Below are 18,591 nucleotides of genomic sequence, written 5' to 3'. Positions count from 1 at the left end.
GGAGATCAACTATGAGCACATCGCCATCGGCCGTCGCGCAACGGAAATCGATCGGACTAACTGCCATATCCGCACTCGCGACGTTTACGTTGGTCGGTGGAATTGTCGCCGGATTTGCAGGACCGGCAACTTCCGTGCCCGCTCGCTGTGATGAGACCAAAGGCGATCGAACAGGCTTTGCTCCTGATGACGATCGGCACGATGAACCTTCCTTCCCGCCGGTGGGGCCGACAGTCCCGGTTTCCGGCAATAGTCGCCTGGACGACGATCAGGAACTGATCATCAGTTACCTCCTCCAAAATCCGCATCCGTTCACGACCGACACCCTGAACGGTGTTGCCGACGATTCAACCAGCGGAAATTGAGTCAATCGCCAACTGCTGGTGTGGTGCATCTCCGGCTGGAGGGGCGGCGTACATCAAACAGCGACGGCAACGAGATAGTCGACTGCGACGCAGACCTCGGATTTGCAGAGCAGGATCGGATTCTCGAGATCATGAAAGCCGAACCCACCTTGGGAATCGAGCTGACAGTCCCTACCTCGGGAACAGTCGCGAACGGTGACAAGGCCACCTCCACAGTATCGGCCAATCTGTACGGTAAGCGGCTCACGGTGAATGTTCCTACCGGCGCCGAGGTCGAACTGTGTGAGCCCAGTTCGCACGAGAGCATCCACTTGGAACAATGCCGGTGCCGACTACCAGGTCTTCGCAACTTTCGACACCGTGCAACACGACAAACTCGGGGTGACGCAGCGGTAACCTTGGGTGCGACACCAAAGACGACTACGCCGACTACCACGGTTCCGACTACCACGGTTCCGACTACCACCGTGACTGTGCCGGGTATTACGCAGCCGAATGTGGTTGTCATCCAGATCATTCCCGTCATTCCCGTCATTCCGGTGATCCCCGGAGTGCCGGTCAGTTCAGGTGCCCCGAACGTGCCGGCGCCGGCTGCCGAAGACTCCCACTTCGGCACCGGACGTTGCTATTGCTTGACTTTGACGGCGATGTCAAAACACACTGTGGCGGTGACTGAATGCGACGTTTTCGAATGAGACTGCTGATCGCCAACCGAGGCGAGATTGCCCTGCGCATCATTCGCACTGCTCGTGAATTCGGCATCGAAACGGTGTCCGTGTATGCCGAAGACGATGCGGGAAGTCCGCACGTCGATGCCGCTACCGAGTCGATTCCCTTGAAAGGCAGTGGCGCAGCCGCCTACCTGGATCAGGATTCTTTGTTGGAGATCGCAACGAATTTCGGTGTTACGCATATTCATCCGGGGTACGGTTTTCTCAGTGAGAATGCAGATTTCGCGCAGGCATGTACTGATGCGGGAGTCGTCTTTGTCGGCCCGGATGCCGGTGTGCTCCGCACTTTCGGTGACAAAGCGAGCGCACGAGCGACCGCCGTCGGGTCCGGAATTCCGGTACTGCCCGCAACGGCAGGAGGCGTAAGTCTCGACGAGGTTCGAGAATTCTTTGCCCGCAACCCTCGCGGAATCATGATCAAAGCACTTGCCGGCGGCGGTGGCCGTGGGATGAGGGCTGTTACCGATGCGCGATCTCTCGGCGAGGCCTACCGGGTGTGTGCTGCCGAAGCGCTGGCTGGATTCGGCACCGAGGCGCTGTTCGCGGAAGTGCTCAGTGAACGTGCACGTCATATCGAGGTGCAGGTCGTAGCGGCGCCCGGCGGCGGCGGAACGCGCGCCCTGGCATTGGGCGATCGAGATTGCAGTGTTCAGCGCCGCCACCAAAAACTGATAGAAATTGCTCCAGCGCAAGGACTTTCGGACCCACTGCGCGAGCGTCTGCATTCGGCGGCAGCGCGCTTATGTGCCGCGGTCGGGTATCGCGGGATTGCCACCGTCGAGTTTCTGCTCGAGGAGCGCGGGTTCGTTTTCCTCGAGGTCAACCCGCGAATTCAGGTAGAACACACGGTTACCGAGGAGGTTACCGGCGTAGATCTGGTAGCAGTGCAGTTGATGATTGCGGACGGCATGCATTTCGAGGATCTGGATCTGCCCAGTGGAATCACTTGGGCAGAAGGAGATTTCGAGTATCATGGCGAGTTGGCAAAGGCGTCGGGAATTGCGATTCAGGCGCGGGTCAACATGGAAATCATGACGCGCGACGGTAGCGTCTTGCCGGCCTCCGGGACGCTCGACGTATTCTCGCCACCCAGCGGGCCGGGGGTGCGGGTGGATACCTTCGGTGTGCCGGGACTGACGCCGAGCATCCGATACGATTCCCTCCTGGCAAAGGTGATCACGCATGCCCGACGTCCTGATTTCCTTGCTGCAGTGCGCAAATCGATCGCAGCTCTCGATGATTTTGCTATCGACGGAGTTTCGACGAATATATCGTTCCTGCGGGCGATACTGTCCGACAAAGATTTCCGTGAATCTCTGATCGACGTCGACTGGCTCGGCTCTCGCCTGGTGGACTTGGTTCCTGAAGTCGGTTCGCCCAGCCGTGTGCCGAGCGTGGATGTCGGGTCCGACGAAGTTGTCGTACGGGCGCAGATGGCGGGCATCGTTGTCGAACTTGCTGCGGCCGGTGACGGTGTGCACGCCGGTGGCCAGGTCGCGATACTCGAGGCGATGAAGATGCAGCATGTGCTGCCGGCCGAGGGTGATCTCGAAGTGGTTCGGGTGCTCTCGTCCGCCGGAAGGTCGGTGAGTGCCGGTGAACCACTGCTCGTCGTCCGCAGTGCAACCGCCGGCGCGCAACTGGCCGACATCGAGACGGTTGACCTCGACGCGGTGCGCCCAGATCTGGCCGAAATCATTGCTCGCCAAGAGGTTACGCTCGATGCGGCGCGTCCCACTGCAGTGGCGAAGCGCCACAAGCTGGGACGCAGAACTGCTCGCGAAAACGTCTACGACTTGGTCGACGACAACAGTCTGGTCGAGTACGGTGCATTGGCTCTCGCGGCCCAACGTAGTCGACGTAGTGAAGAAGACCTGATCGCCAACACTCCGGCTGACGGGTTGATCGGCGGCGTCGCCACCATCGGCGGCGGCGAGAGCGTCGTCATCTCCTACGACTACTCGGTTCTCGCCGGTACGCAGGGTCTGCGCAATCATGCGAAGACTGATCGACTGCTCGAGATTGCGGGCCGCAAGCGAGTTCCGGTGGTGCTCTTCGCCGAAGGCGGCGGCGGACGCCCGGGAGATACGGACGCCGGAGCGGGTTCAGGACTCGAACTGGGTACGTTTCGGGCGATGGCGGCGCTGAGCGGCCGAGTGCCACTGGTGGCCGTGGTAGCCGGGCGTTGTTTTGCCGGCAATGCGGCACTGGCCGGCGCGTGTGACGTCCTGATCGGAACCCCCGATGCCAACATCGGTATGGGTGGCCCGGCAATGGTCGAGGGCGGCGGACTCGGAAACTTCCGCCCCGAGGACATCGGACCTGTCGACGTGCAACGACGCAACGGCGTCGTACATTTGGTGGCGGACGACGACGCCCAGGCGGTTGCCCTGGCCAAGAAGTATCTGGGTTACTTCCAGGGTGCAGCGGCGGAGTGGACCGCTCCGGATCTACGACTGTCGCGGCATGTGGTGCCGGAGAACCGGTTACGTTCCTACGATGTGCGCGCCGCGATCACGTCGATTGCCGACGTCGGTTCGGACTTGGAGCTGCGCCGCGACTACGGCCGTGGGGTTGTGACGGCACTGATTCGCGTCGAAGGTGTCGCGTACGGAGTGCTCGCCAACAGTAGTGAGCATCTCGGCGGAGCCATCGACGCGGAGGCGTCGGACAAGGCGTCGGACTTCCTGGAATTGGTGGAAGCCCACCGTATTCCACTGGTGACACTGTGCGATACACCGGGATTCATGGTGGGACCCGATTCCGAGGAAGAGGCAACGGTTCGGAGGTTCGGCAAGTTCTTCGTGGCGGGCGCGAGACTTACCGTGCCGTTCGGAACCGTCATCCTGCGTAAGGGATACGGGCTGGGCGCTATGGCGATGGCCGGTGGATCGTTCCGCGCTCCGGAGTTCACGGTGGCCTGGCCGACCGGCGAGATCGGCCCCATGGGTCTGGAAGGCGCTGTGCGGTTGGGTTTCCGGAAGGAATTGGAGTCGATCGAAGACCCCGCGGCTCGGGAGACGCTGTTCGGCCAGTTCGTGGAGTTGGCTTATGCGCAGGGTAAGGCTCTGATGGCGGCAACAACATTCGAGTTGGACGACGTCATCGATCCGGCTGATACCCGAAGGTGGATCAGGCAGTTGTCGCTAGCGCCGCAGCAAGGCCGAAAGCGATTGCCATAAAGGCAACTTCACCGATCGCGCGGCGCAGGGATCCGTCGGCGCTTACGCGATGTGCGGCACTCGCGACCACCCATGTTCGACGCCACCACCACCCCAGAGCGACCAGTAAGGCGATGGCAATGATCTTGGCGAGTACGACGCGCCCGTACGCGGTGTCATAGAGGGCGGTTACAGATCCGAGGCGCACGGCAGCGTTGATCGTTCCCGTGATGACAAGTGCAAGAACGCATCGCCAGGCGAGTTCGGAGTATTTGGGCAACCAGAGCGCCCAGGCGCCGCGGGCGGGCATTGCCAGCGCGAGTGCGGCAAGGACACCGAACCACAGTGCGGCCGCTAGCACATGGACGGCGTCGAGGATGGAGCCGAAGTTCTGCTGCGCCATGTGGCCGGTGATGGGACGGGCGGCGAGCGCGAGCGCTGTGACAACCAATGCCGGTGCCACGGGCACTGTTTCAGGGTTCTTGAACCCGTAGACGCCGTAGCAGACGACGGCAAACGCGCATACGATGATGGCGACACCAACTCGGCCGACGTTGACTTCGCTGACAAATGTTCCGAAGTTGCCGACTGTCAAAGAGGTGATCGGCGTTCCGTCGGCGGCCGCGGCTCCCCATGCGAGGAGTGCGACTTCGGCAACGAACCACACTGCGGCAAGGGAAGTGAGTTGAGTCCACATGGTGGCTGCGGGTGTTGCGGGTCGGCGCTCCCCGCGTCCCATCCACGCCAAGGTCGCGATTCCCAGTGTCACAGAACCACTACCGATGGCGAGGGCGCGGACGGTGCTCGACGCCTCGGGGCCGGCGGGACTTGCCAGCCACCAGGCGATCAGCACTCCCAGGAGAGCTGTGGGTACGGCAAACAGCAACCACCATCTGTTTGCCGTACCGGTCACCGGATCAGCTCGACTTGGGCTTGCGGAGCACGAAGAACAGTGCACCGCCGAAGACGACTACACCGGCGACGATGAAGGCCCACACCGGAATGCTGTTCGACGACGAGGATGACGACGAACTGTCACCGGCCCCCGCTGCCGCAGTGGTAGGAGTGCCCGGGCCGGGTTCGGTGAGCGTGAAGTTCAAAGTTCCCTGAACCGGGTGGCCGTCGGCAGAGGTCACGCGATACGCGATCGTGTATACGCCGGCGGGTCCCAGATCTCCGAGATCCACACTCACCGTTGCACCTTCCACGGAGGGATCACCCTTGGTCCACTGGTCGCGACTGTCGCCGGGGCCAGTGACCGTCAGCGCGGCGAACTGCGCCTGCAAGGCTTCGTTGAAGCTGACGGAGACGTTGTCCGGGGCAACCTGGATCGACGTTCCGTTCTCGGGGTTGGAACTGGTCACGGCGGAATGTGCACTGGCGGTGCCCACTCCGATCATCGAGGCGAGCATCGCGAGGAGGCCGACCGTAATTACCTTGATGCGTGTACTCATGAACGCTTGCTCCTCACCAGTGCGCCCAGACCGAGAGCGGCGCCGAGAGCGCCGAGCACCAGTCCGGCTCCTCCGAGCCAGCGGGCGGTGTTGTCGTTCGTTGATTCTGTCGTAGATTCCGTCGCAGTTGCGGTGTTTGCCCCATGGGCGTCGCCGGTCGAAGCTGCCAATGTGAGTGTCGGTGCCGGCTTGTCGGGCTCACTGCCGTCGGCGAGAGCTTCCTGATCCCAGTTGACGACCTTGCCGTCGCTGTACGTCTGCACTGCCTTGAACTCGACCTCGTCCTGCGTCGGGAGCGGGCCGGCAGAGAGGACGAACTGCTGGAACTGGCCGGGTCCGACGCCGACGCCGGGGTCTGCTGTCCAGGTCACGGACTTGGCAACCAGCGACGTCGGATCCTTCTCGACGACGGATGTCCATCCGGGCATCGGTTCGGTGCGAGCCGACTTCAGGTCGGGTAGTGCCACCGTCACCTTGGTGGTGGATGCGGCATCCGATTCGGTGGGAACGCGGAAGGTCAGAACGGTGTATCCGCCCTGCGCCGCTCCGGGAGCTACGACGCTGACGTGCGCCGAAGCAATTCCGCCGGCGAGCAGAAGGGCTCCGCCGGTGGCTGTTGCCGTGAAAAGTGCACGCGAAATCAGGGTGTTCTTCATGTCTGGAGGTGTCCTCTTCGGTCTGGTGAAGTTTTGGGGATAGTTTCTTCAATCCAGAACAGGAGGACCGCGCCGCGAGATGCTGGCGCGAAGGAGAGCGTCGATGGTGCTGGGGTGGGTGCTGGTCGCAAGGATCAGGCTGCGAACTCGAACGGCCCGTGTCGGCGTCGTCAGGACTGTCCGGGCGGCATTGGTGACGACGGCGAACAGACGCTCTGCGGCGAGGACGGCTACCGCGCACACCGCGGTAGCCACAGCATGCGCCCCGAGCATCGTGAGGCCGGGAGCGGATGAATGAGAGTGCACGGAGACGGTCATGGCAGCGTGCGCTGCCAGTTGACCGGCACCGAGTGCCGCAATCAGAGGCAACGGGCCCCGTGCCAGTGACGGGAGTGTTGCAGTGATCGCGCCAACTGCCACGCAGACGGCGATCAGCAAAGTCATCGCCGACGCCGGCGGAATCTCACCGCCGCTAATCCCGTGCGCTGCTATCGCCAGGGCACCCGACGCGGCCCCGACAACACTGCCCCGAAGGGGTGCTGTCGCGGGCGCGCCGAGTGAAGACACTTTTCTCTAGCGCACGCCGAGGCGCGCAAGCAGATCTGCTTCGACGCCGTCGAGTTCGGTAGCGATGGCGTGGTGCGCAGCCTTGCGTCGTGCCTGGGGCATCTGCTCGGATGCCCGAACTGCGGTGCTCAGATCGCTCAGACGCTCACGGATTGCCGCGGCAAAACGCTGTGTCTCGGCATCGTTCGGCTTGTGGCTGAGGATTTCGGTGACCGAGCTCTCGGCTCCCGCGATCCGGGCGCTCAGCTTGGCGCCGTGTCCGGTGTAGTCGCCCAATTGGTCGACGGCAATGCCCATCTTCTGAGCGCGAGCGGTGTCCAACTGGCCACGAATGGTGGTTGCCGCTCGATAAATTATCGGCAGCAGGACTGGTGCCAGAAGGCGAGCGACACCGAGGTACTTACGGACCTTGGCGACGGTCAGGCCCTGGTTCGCGGCAGCCTTTTCCTGAGCTTTCAGTGTTGCGAGCTGGGCTTTCTCGATCTTGTGTGTCGAGTCGATTTCGGTTTTTTCCAGCTTTTTGATCGACTTGGTCTCGACCTTGTCGCGCTTGCGCTGGCTCTTGGCGTTGAGTTTCGCCTCGACCTCAGCCTTGTGCTTGAGAGCTTTCGCCTCTGCCTTGCGGGTGGCACGAGACTTTCGCTTCTTGAACAACCCCATCGAAAAGGACCCCGTTTCCAGGTGTTTGTGCGCTGCCAGGTACCTGCGCTTCGGCTTCAGCCTAGGGGAGCACATAATCTTCGTCATCGTGTGTTCCGATAACAACCTCGCGCCCAAGCTCCCGCTGATCGATTCGGGAGCGTTGACTCGTTGTCGTCATCGGGTGCGTCTCGACGGATTATTTCCGGGGAAGGCGGCGTCGGAACCCGTCGATACCGGAGTCAAGCAACGTCAGGAATCGGCGATCGCCAAGCGTGCCGAGATCGCGGACCTCGTGATCGGTGCGGAGCCGGAGCGGTGGGTGCGCATCGATTCCGATCAGTCGACGGCGGCGCAGGCCCGCGACACTCTTGCAGCCTGTGAGGCCGGCGCGGACAGAATCTGGGGCGCGGTGCTGCCCGTCGAGCGCGACACCGGACGCAAGGGTCGTTGCGAAATGCTCATCCGCGATGTCGACGGTGGCGGCTACATCCCGGTGATCGTCGTCAACCACAAAGTCACCGATCCCGGGCAGGGCGCAATCACGTCAGGATTGTTCGAGTGGGAGCCCGAGACCGATCCGAAGCGCAAGGTCCGAAGCCAGGTCCGCGATCAGATGCGCGTCGCCCAGGTGTACCGGATGCTCGAGCGTCGGGGCCTCGCGAGTCCGTCGTTGCAAGCCGGTGCCGTCGGCTACAACGGTGACTGCATTCTCGTGTATGACTTGAGCGCGATTCTCGAGGATTACGATGAGCGTTACGACGACAGAATTGCGGTGGCGCGCGGTGAGATCTTGACGTCGCCTTCGCAGATCAGTGAGTGCAAATCGTGCCCGTGGTGGACGGAATGCAAGCAGGAATTGGTTCGCAACCGTGATGTCAGTCTGGTGGCCGTCGGCTCGCGTGCCGAACTGCTGCGTGACGCCGGCTGCAACACCATCGATCAACTTGCCGCGTGGGAAGGCGAGCCGCTCGAGGATTGGCCGCACGGGAACTTCGACGACGCCGTCGTGATCGCGAAAGCCTGGCTGGTGGGCGCTCCGTTGGTGCGACGCTCCGAGGAAATTTCGGTGACTCGCGCCGATATCGAAATCGACGTGGACATGGAGAGCTACCAGGAGCACGGTGCCTACCTGTGGGGGACTTTGCTCAATGTTGGTGGCTTCTCGATGTATCGGGGTTTTGCGACGTGGGATCCGTTGCCGACGCGTGACGAGGCGCGATCGTTCGCCGAGTTCTGGGGTTGGTTGATGGCGGAGCGCGCTGCTGCCGCTGCTTCCGGTAAAACCTTTGCCGCATACTGTTATTCGCGATCAGCAGAGGACAAGTGGTTGTTGGATTCGGCTCGGAGATTTGCCGGGGAACCGGGAATTCCAACCAAAGACGAGATTCGGGAATTCATCGACAGCCCGCAATGGGTGGATATCTACCAGGCAGTCAGCGATCAGTTCATTTGCCCAGAAGGTAAGGGGCTCAAGAAGGTTGCTCCGGTCGCGGGATTCAATTGGCGTGACGCCGAAGCCGGCGGTGAGGCGTCCATGGCCTGGTACCGCGAAGCAGTCGGCTACGACGGAGAGCCCGACGAGTCACAACGGACACGGATCTTGCAGTACAACGAGGACGACGTCATCGCTACCAAGGTCCTGCGTGAATGGATGACGGATCGGGCGGTGAAGGAGATTCCTTTGGCGTCGGATCTCTGAACTGCAGCGTCCGTTCTATACTGGGCGAAATTATGCGAGTCGGGGGGTCTGGCTCGTAGGTCCGAGGGGGGCTTGTGGGTACGTTTACGGCAGATGTCGAGGAACTCGTAATGCTGGGCGGTGTACTGCACGGGCTCGCCGACGAAGCTGGACTGCTGCGAGTGGGACCGTCGGCGGGTCCGTATATGTCCGGCGCCGGCGGTGTCTTGCAGTCCCTCCTCGAAGCTGCGTCCATTTCGTCCGATCTTGTTGAGGGCGCACTGGTTCCCGCATTGAAGGAACGCCTGGGCGAGACCGGAGACATCATGGTCAACGTCGCTGAAAAATTTCGGAGTCGCGACGAGCAGGCGGCTACCGACCTGGCCACCACCTACACCAATGCGACCGGAACCTGGAACGCTCAGGACCCCACCGCGTGACCCCGACGCGCGCGCAGATCGACTCGTGGAATCCAGCGTCACTGAACGCTATTGCCGACGCCTGGATTGCCTTGGATAGCAAGTCGGAAGATCTGTTCACCCGGTATGTCGACAGCGTCACCAAGGTGAACGGTACCTACTGGGAAGGCAAGACTGCCGAAGCGGCTCAGGACAGAGCGAACGCGGACAAGAAGACGGCAGTAGAGGTCATCGACGTGCTCGAGGCTCTGGCAAAGACCGCGCAGCAGGGTTTTCACGAAATCGACGCTCCGTTGCGGAGGGCCCGACTGGCCGTCGTCGCAGCCGAATCGGACAGATTTTTGGTTGCCGACTCACTTGCGCTCACCGATTTGACGGCAGAACCGGACGCTGCCCGCGTGGCACTGTTGCAGGAGCGCCAACGCGAATTGACCGATGCTGCAAATGCGGCCGAAACAGCCGACAACAACATCCGAAGTTCACTGGCAGCTGCGCGAGACGGGCTGCGCGTGAAATTCATTTCGGCCGCTACTTCGGGTGGGCAGCAGGGTAACAGTGATTTTGACGCGATGGCCAAACATCCGGGGTCGATGACGCCGGAGCAACTGCAGCGAATCTCGGAAAGTGGGCATCTGACGCCGGAGCAGGCTGCTGCATTGGAACGTGTTGATACCGCTGCAATTCCGGCTTCGCAGATGGAATATCTCAACCAACTCAGTAGGTCGCTGGACGGCAAATCGCCTCAGCAGATCGAAGATCTGCTCTCGAAACTGCCACCTGATGCGCGGGCGTCGGTCGCCAACTCGTTGCAGATTCTCTCCAACGAGCACGTGACCGCATCAGTCGAAGGTGATTCCGAAATTCCGACGAAGGGCGGACTGGACTCACTGCCCGACAAGATGCGTGAATCCTTGACTCGGGACGACATGGTGACGGGCGACTTTCAGGTCAGTGGCCAGACCTTCACCCGCACAGTTGAACTCAACGGCGTTGCCGACAATTTGGCCATCGCTGACATAGTCGCGATGGGAGACGATCAGTACAAGACCGGCAGTGAACTTGACAAATCGCTGTTGGAGGCGGGTAGGCAATATCTGAATGCGGAGGTCGCTCAGGAGCAGCTAAGGCCCTCTGATCGGTCCGCCTTCTTTGCCGACGGGGGCACCCCGGACAAGGGGTTCACCGAGCAGATCTTCGCCGCAGTGGGAGATGACAAGATTGCCGTCGAAGCCGCCGTGAGCAATCCGGAGCATCGCAGTGATTTTGTGAAGGATATGTTGTCCCACAACTGGACTGACGACGGTAAAGCGGCGTCGACGCTCTTCGAGTTCGCGGACGGCGATGCCACGATCGAAAATCCGAATGACCCCACCGACGTGGCCACTGCAACTTACGCCGGCAGCATTATGGAAGCTGTCGCGAAGACGGTCAGTGCTGAAGATTCGTGGAAACTTCTGTCCAATGTCCCCGAAGTCGACGGCCAATCGGCGGGTCGGCTCAATCCTGATCTCTTGCAGACAGTTTCGAAAAGTTTGAGCACATACATGCTAGAACTGGCGGGGAGATCGGGGGCGGATGTGGCCGGATTCGATAGTAGTGGCTGGGCGGACGCCGATCGCAACAACCAGTACAAAGGTTCGGCAAACGTGTTCGCTTTGATGAATACCGATGATGAGGCCGGAAGAATGTTCACTCAGGCCGCTATTGCGGAGCAATTGGCGTCCGAGGGTAGGTATGCTGCCGCCCCGAATGCTCCGGATGCGGGGGCAGAACTGATGGGGGCAGGCAGGTTACACGGCCTGATGGATCGGGGCATGCTCGAGGCAGTGCAGGATCAGTACGACGACAAGGCGGCTCAGGCGCAGGCAATCTACGATCGCAAGGAGGCTGCGTACACTGCGCTCTCCGCGTTGGGTTCGGCTGGCATAGATAAACTTCCGGGCGGGGAGTTCATTAATTTGATGGTTGATGCATCGGGTGATTCCTTGCAGGAGTCGATTATCGGGAAGGCGCCGGACGGGGCGGCCCATGCGACGTTGACACCTCCCAATTTTTATCGGGATTACTGCAATATTCTGCGTGCTGTGCCGGAACTTCCGGCGGAGTTCAGGACTGACTACGGGGATCTGTTCGACGAGTCCGGAGCATTGAAGGACTGGGACTCGATTACGTCGAAGGTCATGGATCCGACGCTTCGGAACAACGCGTACGAGACTATGCTCAAGATGCTGAGTGGCAAGCATGACGGTCATCAGATTCGAGATACCTACGAAGATGTGGTGCGACTCGATGGGTAGGCATCTTCGGCATTGGGCGGTTCTATCGATTTCTGCGGTTGTGATCGTATCCGGTTGTGGTTTATCGAACTCCGATGTCGGTGAGGCGTCTGACAAAGTTCCGGCATTCGACAATTTTGCCCCCCATATATGGTCAGCGGATACCGATATCGACCTGTTTTCTCGCGGTTCCGAATTGTTGCGAGCAGCGTTCGAGGCGGGCTATTACTGGTCTGTCATCGAAGAAGTCGACGACTTCTTTCCCGGATACACGAAGGCGCTGGGGAGTGACCGTGATGTCTTCGGTAACACTAGGTTCGAGACTCGATCGGAATTTTTGGATCCAGTAGGTCAGACACTCTTTGCTCATATCACCGACTATTCGGCAACCGATAGCACTGTCTCCGGCACGATCTGCAAGTACTGGATCAGCACATCGGAGGGAATCAACGGATCGGTGCACCCGCCGACCGCCGCGTACCGAATTGAGCTGGAGAATCAGGGCGAGGGTCCGGGTTTGCCGGGAGTGGTCGATTCCGATCCGGAGCTCGGGGCGATCAGCGATCGGACGCCGTCGTGGGATGTGTTCGGGTCGTGGAAGATTCGATCGGGATCGTGGTTATTCGGCACGTCGGGACGGTCCGGTGCAGACGGTGAAGGTGTTCCGCCGGGGTGCCATGATTGGTGGTTGCAGCAGTTTCAGGGGTTGACGTACGAGTCTCCGACTGATCAGTTTCGGAGTCAGCCGGAGGGTTTTGTGGCGCCGGTGATGCCGTTGGGTGTGCAGTTCCCGGGGTGGATCGGTCCCGCTAATGTGTCGTAAGCGGGCGTGGAAATGATTTTGAGGGTGGGGATTTCGCCAGTTTTAGCCATGACGTGTGTGGCAACAATGGCGGCGTGTGGCAGCGCCGAAACTCCGGCGGCTGAGCCGGATGTGCCGCGCGTTTCGGAGATTCTGTACACAACGGTGTGGTCGGCTGATCCGGGTATCGATTTGTTCGGTCGTGGAGCAGAGTTGATCCGTGCCACCGAGGAAGCTGTTGACTACACTTACCTGGCTGGTCCTAGTGCAACCTATCCGGGTTACCTTGGTGCGGTACGTAACTCAGATATCGGGCTGTCGCCTGGCGATCCAGATTTCCGCACCGATGGCGGGAGGTCTCGCGGCCACACCACCTCTCGTCTCCATCCGGAATGGATTGGATCGTAGAATGTTTCGCACATCAATCTTGGTGTATCTGAACCGAAGGAACCGCCGGCTTCGATGGGGGCGACTGGGCTGATCCGCCGGCGCTCCAGCGGTATGCCGGATCGATCAACGTTGTCGCATTGATGAATATGGATCCGGACTCTGGAGTGCTATTTGAGCAGGCGATGATTGCCGAACAGTTGGCCGTGGAGGGACGCTACGTCAACAAGATCGCCAACCCGGTATCTGCTCGACTGCTGACTGGGGTGGGCAGAGTGCGAGGCGTCATGGCATTGGGTATGCGTAGGGCTGCAGAGGAGGCGTTTACGGATACCACCTCACTGCGTGGTGCGCTCTACGACCGCCGGAAGGCGACCTTCGAGGACATTGAGCGAGAAGCGTCGGAGAATGCCACGACCTTGCCGGACAAAAAGCTCGATCAAGATCATGTTGGCGGCACCCGCCGACTGTGTCGGCATTCTGGGGGAGCGGGTGTGTCAGTCACGGAAACGTGCCGCATCAACCGTCTCGGTGGCGTGAGCTGTCGGGGAGTCCATGTCCGTGAGGGCGGGGAGGATGTCAAACGATGTTTTCCAGGATGGGAGTCCTGGGCACTGATAGTGGAAGCCGAATCGGCGCTGCTTTCGACAGCATTGTGTACCGAGGTCGCTAAGAGTCCCAAATTGGTTGATATGTCCGAGTTTCGGGCATGGATATAACTTTCGGGACCGCAATTGGTCAGAGGTCTGGAACACTGACTTCCGTAGGCGCCTGTGTTGGTAGCTGCGTATGGGAGGACTGTTGAATGTCGAGCAACCGGGCTACCGGTGGAGCCGTATCCGAATTGTCGGAAATCGAGCGACAAGATCTCTTTGCGAGGCAAATGGGCCAAGCGACAACTGTTGCACCACTATCCAACATCGCCAATATCTTCAGCTTGTGTGCGCTGCTGATGTACGTCGTACCGTCGGACCATCAGAACTTCCGAATACTCTGGGGAGCCGCCGCCATTTTGGTGGCAGGAAATTCGATTCGAGTATGGCTGCCCCGGAGTAAGTATGTCTCCGTGTGGCGTGCACGCGAGCACACAACTCGGTACGACTACTGGGCGTTGATGATCGAGGTGATCCTTCTCGGGGTTCTCATGACCATATTTGCCGCAAAAATGCTTCCGGTCGTGGATGGCCCTCGCCGAATGGTGTTGACGGCCACGATAGCCGGGCTCATGGGTGCCGGCGCCGTGGCTCTGTCGACGGTTCGGTCGATCGGTCTGGCGTGGATCCTCGTGCACGGGCTAGGCCTCCTGCTCGTCATACTCCTGAGACCGGAAGTTGAATACCGCTATCTGGCATTCCAACTCGTTATGTATACGTTCGCATTGTGTGTTGCGGCCGTGTACCTGTCATCTTCGTTCCGTGCTCGTTGTCTTGCAGAATTCGAGGCAGCGGCGGAGCGCGAAACGGTGGGACTGCTCCTCGATGACTTCGAGGGTGGATCGCGCGATTGGCTCTGGGAAGTCGGCACCGACGGCAGAATGTCGCGCGCTTCGGCGCGGCTGTCGCAAGTATCGGGAATTCCTGTCGCTGAGTTGCGGGAGCTCACATTTCGAGGACTTCTCGAACGGCTCGAGATCGGGTCCACCAGGGGCGGCGCGCACGCACTGGAGGTGCTGGTCGGTCACCTCGAGGCGCTGGTTCCGTTCCGCGACGTGGTTGTTCCGGTTCGTGTTGACGACGTTGACCGGTGGTGGTCGTTGTCAGGTAATCCGCTTGTTTCGCACGATGATTCGAACGGTGGCTGGCGTGGAATTGGATCGGACATAACGGAAAAATACAATTTTGAACAGAAGATCTTGTGGCTGGCGGCAACCGATGCGTTGACCGGATTGCCGAACCGGAGAGCATTCAGCGAAGAACTCGACGCTGCGCTCGATAACACTCGGGACGACCAGCATGTTCACGTCGCCATTCTCGACATCGACAACTTCAAATCCGTCAATGACACACTGGGGCATTCGGTCGGTGACAAATTGCTGATCGCAGTCGCGGCGAGGTTGGATGGAGTAGCCGAGAAAGGTCTCTGTGCTCGCATCGGTGGAGACGAGTTCGGGCTTATCCACCGTTCCCCGGCAGAAGACGTCGGCACAGCTCGGTTTGCAGACTATCTGGAGGCATTGCGTGAACCATTCCTGGTGAATGGCAACAGAATCGAAGTGCGTGCAAGCATCGGATATGCCAGCAGCCCAGTTGATTCCGAAGAATCGGATGGGTTGGTGATGTTTGCGGACTTGGCGTTGTACGACGCAAAAGCTGCGGGCCGGGATCGCGTCGGCAGGTTTTCGGCGGCACTTCGAGCGCGAGCGAGCGAGCGAGCGGTTGCGTTGCAAGAGCTTGGGCGGGCGATCGAGGCGCGTGAATTCGAACTGTACTACCAACCCCAAATTCATGCGGCAACAGGCCTAATCGAGGGGTTCGAGGCGTTGCTTCGCTGGAACCATCCGGACCGGGGAATGCTGGCGCCCGGTCATTTCATTGACGTCGCCGAAGAAACCGGACTGATCGTCCCGCTCGGTGTGCAGGTATTGGAAATGGCGTGTGCCGCAGCTATGACCTGGCCCGACGACATTCTGGTCGCGGTTAATGTTTCACCAATGCAATTGGCGTCCTTGGATTTCGGTGCGGCAGTGGCTCAAGCACTTGCCAGATCAGGGCTGCCGGGGTCGCGACTACAGCTCGAGATCACCGAAACCGGTACCGTCGACGATCGCGCTATCGCACAATTGGTCGCGTTCCGCGGATCTGGAATATCGATTGCACTCGACGACTTCGGTACGGGCTATTCATCTTTCGAGACCGTCCGGCGACTACCTCTCGACGTGCTGAAGATCGACCGCCTATTCGTCTCGGAACTTCACCACGACTCCGCCGTCGTCGAATCGCTTGTCGAAGTTTCCCGTTCGATGGGGATCAAGTCCCTCGCCGAAGGAGTGGAGACGGAGGGGCAACTCGATCAACTTCGTTCTGCCGGTTGTGAACTCATCCAAGGGTTCTACATCAGCCGTCCGCTTCCGGCGTCCAAAGTTGCGGACTACCTGGAAAACAGCAGGGCCACTGCAGGTTTCCCGGGCAGTGGCCCCTAGCGTGCTTCTTATGACTAGCCGGTGCGTGGCTAGCGCGGCGTCATGCGCAGTGCGCCATCCATCCGGATGGTCTCACCGTTGAGGTAATCGTGCTCGATGATCATCTGAGCAAGCTGCGCGTACTCCGACGGCTGGCCCAAACGCGACGGGAACGGAACGCCGGCTTCGAGGCCCTTGCGGTACTCGTCCGTGACTCCTGCGAGCATGGGGGTGTCGATGATTCCGGGAGCAATCGTGTTGACGCGGATGCCGAACTGCGCGAGGTCGCGGGCAGCGGGAACCGTCATACCGTGCACGCCACCCTTGGAAGCGGAGTACGCGATTTGGCCGATCTGGCCCTCGAACGCAGCAACGGAGGCGGTGTTGATGACAACGCCGCGCTGACCGGACTCGTCGACGGTATCCGTCTTGGACATAGCGTCGGCAGCCAGGCGCATCACGTTGAACGTGCCCAGCAGGTTGACGGTGATGACCGTGCGGAACAGTTCCAGGTCATGCGGGCCGTTCTTGGACAGGATGCGACCCGCCCAGCCGACACCGGCGCAGTTGACGACAATGCGCAGGGGTGAGCCCGATTCGACGATCTGTTTGATTGCAGCTTCGACCTCTTCGCCGCTGGTCACGTCCGTGGGGATGAGCGTGACACCTGCGGGGACAGTGTCGCCGGCCCGCTCGATGGAGGCGGGCAGGTCCAAGCCGAAGACGGTGGCTCCGGCCTCGGCAAGGCGCTTGGCGGTAGCTGCGCCTAGTCCGGAAGCTGCGCCGGTGACCAGTGCTGCGGTTCCCTTGATTTCCACTTCGTTTGCTCCTCGAGTTATCGATCGGTAGGGAGGTGGTGCGTGGTGAGAACCATATCGCGAGCGGAAACCTTCAGTCAGGACGAGCGGGCGACGGCAGCGGCGAGATCTAGAACTTCGCATGCCAAGTACCCGGTGGTGCCCCTCTCCACGCTCTTCCGCGTGAGGATGTGAGCATCCGCGAGCTCTTCGAGCGCCGCGCGGGCCGGCGGAAAGGAAATTCCGAGGATGCGTTGCACGGTTTTTGCCGTCATTACCGGAGCTTCCGGTAGGTAGTGCAGAATCTTCGACGTTGCCGATCCTGCACGAGGTTCTTCGCGGAGTCCCTGGGCTGATCGGTGCGTGCGGAGTCGAGTGCCCCATTCCGCGTGGAGTTCTTCGAGATCCGCAGCTAGCCGACCGGCGTGCTCCGCGGCGATGGAGGCGGCGTCGATGAATGTTTCAAGCCATGTCGTGATGCCGACGGTGGCGTCGCCGGAGAGTGGGTCCCCGATGTATCGATATGCGGTCAGCCCGTCGACGTAGCGGTCGCTGAGCGTCGAAAGGACCAGGCTGATGGGCAACACCGTCCCGGGAGCAAGTCCTCTGCGAGCCAGGACGGTGTGGATGAGGCTTCGGCCGACGCGGCCGTTTCCGTCGGTGAAGGGGTGGATGGTCTCGAACTGGGCGTGCAGAATCCCCGCTTGGATGAGTGGTCCGTGGGCGGATCCATTCAGATACGAGACGAGATCGGCCATTAACGGATGGACCTGGTCGGATGTAGGCGGCACGAATTCTGCGTCCAGTGGGTTCCAGTTGGACCCGCCGATCCAGTTCTGGACTTCGCGGAGGCCGTGATGACGATCATCGGGTAGTAGTGCACTGTGCAGCGTGACGACGTCGTCGACGGTGACCAGATCGGCATCGACTAGGTCTTGAGAGGCGCGTCGTAGGACTGTGATGTTGTTGGCGACGAGGCGTGCCTGGTCACTGAACCCGCGCACATCCTCGTCCTGTGCCAATTCGGCTAGCGCGACCTGACCGGGTGACGGCGAAATTCCCTCAATCATGGAACTGGCGATTGCTTCGGACCGAAGAAGGAATCGTGCGATGCCGCCCAGTCGCTGAGCGCCTGGACCTGCACTGAGGTTGCGAATTGCCCGCTCTGCTCGACTGGCCTTCTCTGACAGTTCTTGGGGGAGCATGAGAGGCCGAGTGCACAGGAGGTCGGGTGTATACGCGTGGTAACGGCCACCGCGGCGGTCGCGGGCGACTAATCCGTCGGCAGGTTCCCACCACATCGCAGCGGTTTCAGCCATCGCGGTATCCCTTAATCTGAGCGCCCAGTGCTAATGGATAAGGTACCAACCATTGATGGATGGTGTCTCCAGTAATGGTTGTCGGTGGCTCGCTCTATACAGTTCATGGGTCCGCAAGGTGTGGCAGAACAAGGTGGTAGCAGCGCACGTTGAGGTTCACCCCAAAAAGTGGACAGTGGTCACGCGGCCATGACGGGCACGGTGAGTGACTGTTCGTAG

Annotated in this window: 16 protein-coding genes; 9 read left to right on the top strand and 7 right to left on the bottom strand. The window is 60.6% G+C overall.

The genetic code is table 11. From position 1 onward, the window contains the following. The first annotated feature begins 11 nt into the window (after positions 1–11). The 3 genes from QM600_RS18485 to QM600_RS18475 are packed head-to-tail and all read left to right on the top strand — an operon-like array spanning position 12 to position 4,278. Positions 12–365, top strand: coding sequence for a hypothetical protein (locus tag QM600_RS18485; RefSeq protein WP_283262957.1), 354 nt, complete (start codon positions 12–14; stop codon positions 363–365). Between the two features lie 20 nt (positions 366–385). Continuing rightward, on the top strand, positions 386–1,060 hold the full coding sequence (locus QM600_RS18480; protein ID WP_283262956.1) for a hypothetical protein: 675 nt from the start codon (positions 386–388) through the stop codon (positions 1,058–1,060). Further along, the gene (locus tag QM600_RS18475) at positions 1,057–4,278 is read left to right on the top strand and encodes an acetyl-CoA carboxylase family protein (RefSeq protein ID WP_283262955.1); all 3,222 of its coding nucleotides are present in this window, start codon (positions 1,057–1,059) and stop codon (positions 4,276–4,278) included. The genes QM600_RS18480 and QM600_RS18475 overlap by 4 nt, the downstream gene beginning before the upstream one ends. Here QM600_RS18475 and QM600_RS18470 read toward each other — a convergent pair. From QM600_RS18470 to QM600_RS18450, 5 genes are read right to left on the bottom strand one after another with little or no spacing between them, the layout of a single operon-like run. After that, entirely contained in the window at positions 4,229–5,170 is a 942-nt protein-coding gene (locus tag QM600_RS18470) for a CopD family protein (protein ID WP_283262953.1), read from the bottom strand. The two genes, QM600_RS18475 and QM600_RS18470, sit on opposite strands and share 50 nt — an antisense overlap. Before the next feature lie 4 nt (positions 5,171–5,174). Further along, entirely contained in the window at positions 5,175–5,711 is a 537-nt protein-coding gene (locus tag QM600_RS18465; RefSeq protein ID WP_283262951.1) for a copper resistance CopC family protein, read from the bottom strand. Further along, the gene (locus tag QM600_RS18460) at positions 5,708–6,367 is read right to left on the bottom strand and encodes a YcnI family copper-binding membrane protein (protein ID WP_283262950.1); all 660 of its coding nucleotides are present in this window, start codon (positions 6,365–6,367) and stop codon (positions 5,708–5,710) included. The genes QM600_RS18465 and QM600_RS18460 overlap by 4 nt, the downstream gene beginning before the upstream one ends. Before the next feature lie 48 nt (positions 6,368–6,415). Then, a complete protein-coding gene (locus tag QM600_RS18455) occupies positions 6,416–6,934 on the bottom strand; it encodes a hypothetical protein (RefSeq protein WP_283262949.1) in 519 nt (172 codons plus the stop codon). Between the two features lie 6 nt (positions 6,935–6,940). After that, positions 6,941–7,594, bottom strand: coding sequence for a DUF6474 family protein (locus QM600_RS18450; RefSeq protein ID WP_283262948.1), 654 nt, complete (start codon positions 7,592–7,594; stop codon positions 6,941–6,943). Between the two features lie 124 nt (positions 7,595–7,718). Here QM600_RS18450 and QM600_RS18445 point away from each other — a divergent pair, with 124 nt between their 5' ends. The 6 genes from QM600_RS18445 (at position 7,719) to QM600_RS18420 (ending at position 16,277) form a co-directional block, all read left to right on the top strand. After that, the gene (locus tag QM600_RS18445; protein WP_283262993.1) at positions 7,719–9,275 is read left to right on the top strand and encodes a TM0106 family RecB-like putative nuclease; all 1,557 of its coding nucleotides are present in this window, start codon (positions 7,719–7,721) and stop codon (positions 9,273–9,275) included. Positions 9,276–9,349: 74 nt separating this feature from the next. After that, a complete protein-coding gene (locus tag QM600_RS18440; protein ID WP_283262947.1) occupies positions 9,350–9,694 on the top strand; it encodes a hypothetical protein in 345 nt (114 codons plus the stop codon). Beyond that, positions 9,691–11,970: a TPR repeat domain-containing protein gene (locus tag QM600_RS18435; protein WP_283262946.1), complete on the top strand. Its 2,280-nt coding sequence runs from the start codon at positions 9,691–9,693 to the stop codon at positions 11,968–11,970. Before QM600_RS18440 ends, QM600_RS18435 begins: the two co-directional genes overlap by 4 nt. Continuing rightward, positions 11,963–12,772: a hypothetical protein gene (locus tag QM600_RS18430; protein WP_283262945.1), complete on the top strand. Its 810-nt coding sequence runs from the start codon at positions 11,963–11,965 to the stop codon at positions 12,770–12,772. The genes QM600_RS18435 and QM600_RS18430 overlap by 8 nt, the downstream gene beginning before the upstream one ends. 533 nt (positions 12,773–13,305) lie before the next feature. Beyond that, on the top strand, positions 13,306–13,857 hold the full coding sequence (locus QM600_RS18425) for a hypothetical protein (protein ID WP_283262944.1): 552 nt from the start codon (positions 13,306–13,308) through the stop codon (positions 13,855–13,857). An 86-nt stretch (positions 13,858–13,943) separates the two neighbouring features. Further along, a complete protein-coding gene (locus QM600_RS18420; RefSeq protein WP_283262943.1) occupies positions 13,944–16,277 on the top strand; it encodes a putative bifunctional diguanylate cyclase/phosphodiesterase in 2,334 nt (777 codons plus the stop codon). 29 nt (positions 16,278–16,306) lie between these two features. Here QM600_RS18420 and QM600_RS18415 read toward each other — a convergent pair whose 3' ends face one another. Together QM600_RS18415 and QM600_RS18410 are read right to left on the bottom strand one after the other, a co-directional pair. Further along, positions 16,307–17,074 carry an SDR family NAD(P)-dependent oxidoreductase gene (locus QM600_RS18415; protein ID WP_283262942.1) on the bottom strand — a complete coding sequence of 256 codons (768 nt, stop codon included), beginning with the start codon at positions 17,072–17,074 and terminating at the stop codon, positions 16,307–16,309. A 77-nt stretch (positions 17,075–17,151) separates the two neighbouring features. Further along, positions 17,152–18,372, bottom strand: a complete 1,221-nt coding sequence (locus tag QM600_RS18410; RefSeq protein WP_283262941.1) for a Fic family protein — start codon at positions 18,370–18,372, stop codon at positions 17,152–17,154. Between the last annotated feature and the right edge of the window lie 219 nt (positions 18,373–18,591).

The organism is Rhodococcus sp. IEGM 1379 (assembly GCF_030056815.1).
Classification (GTDB): Bacteria; Actinomycetota; Actinomycetes; order Mycobacteriales; family Mycobacteriaceae; genus Rhodococcus_F.
Note: the sequence above shows the minus strand (reverse complement) of the source record. Positions and strands in the feature narration are given on the sequence as shown.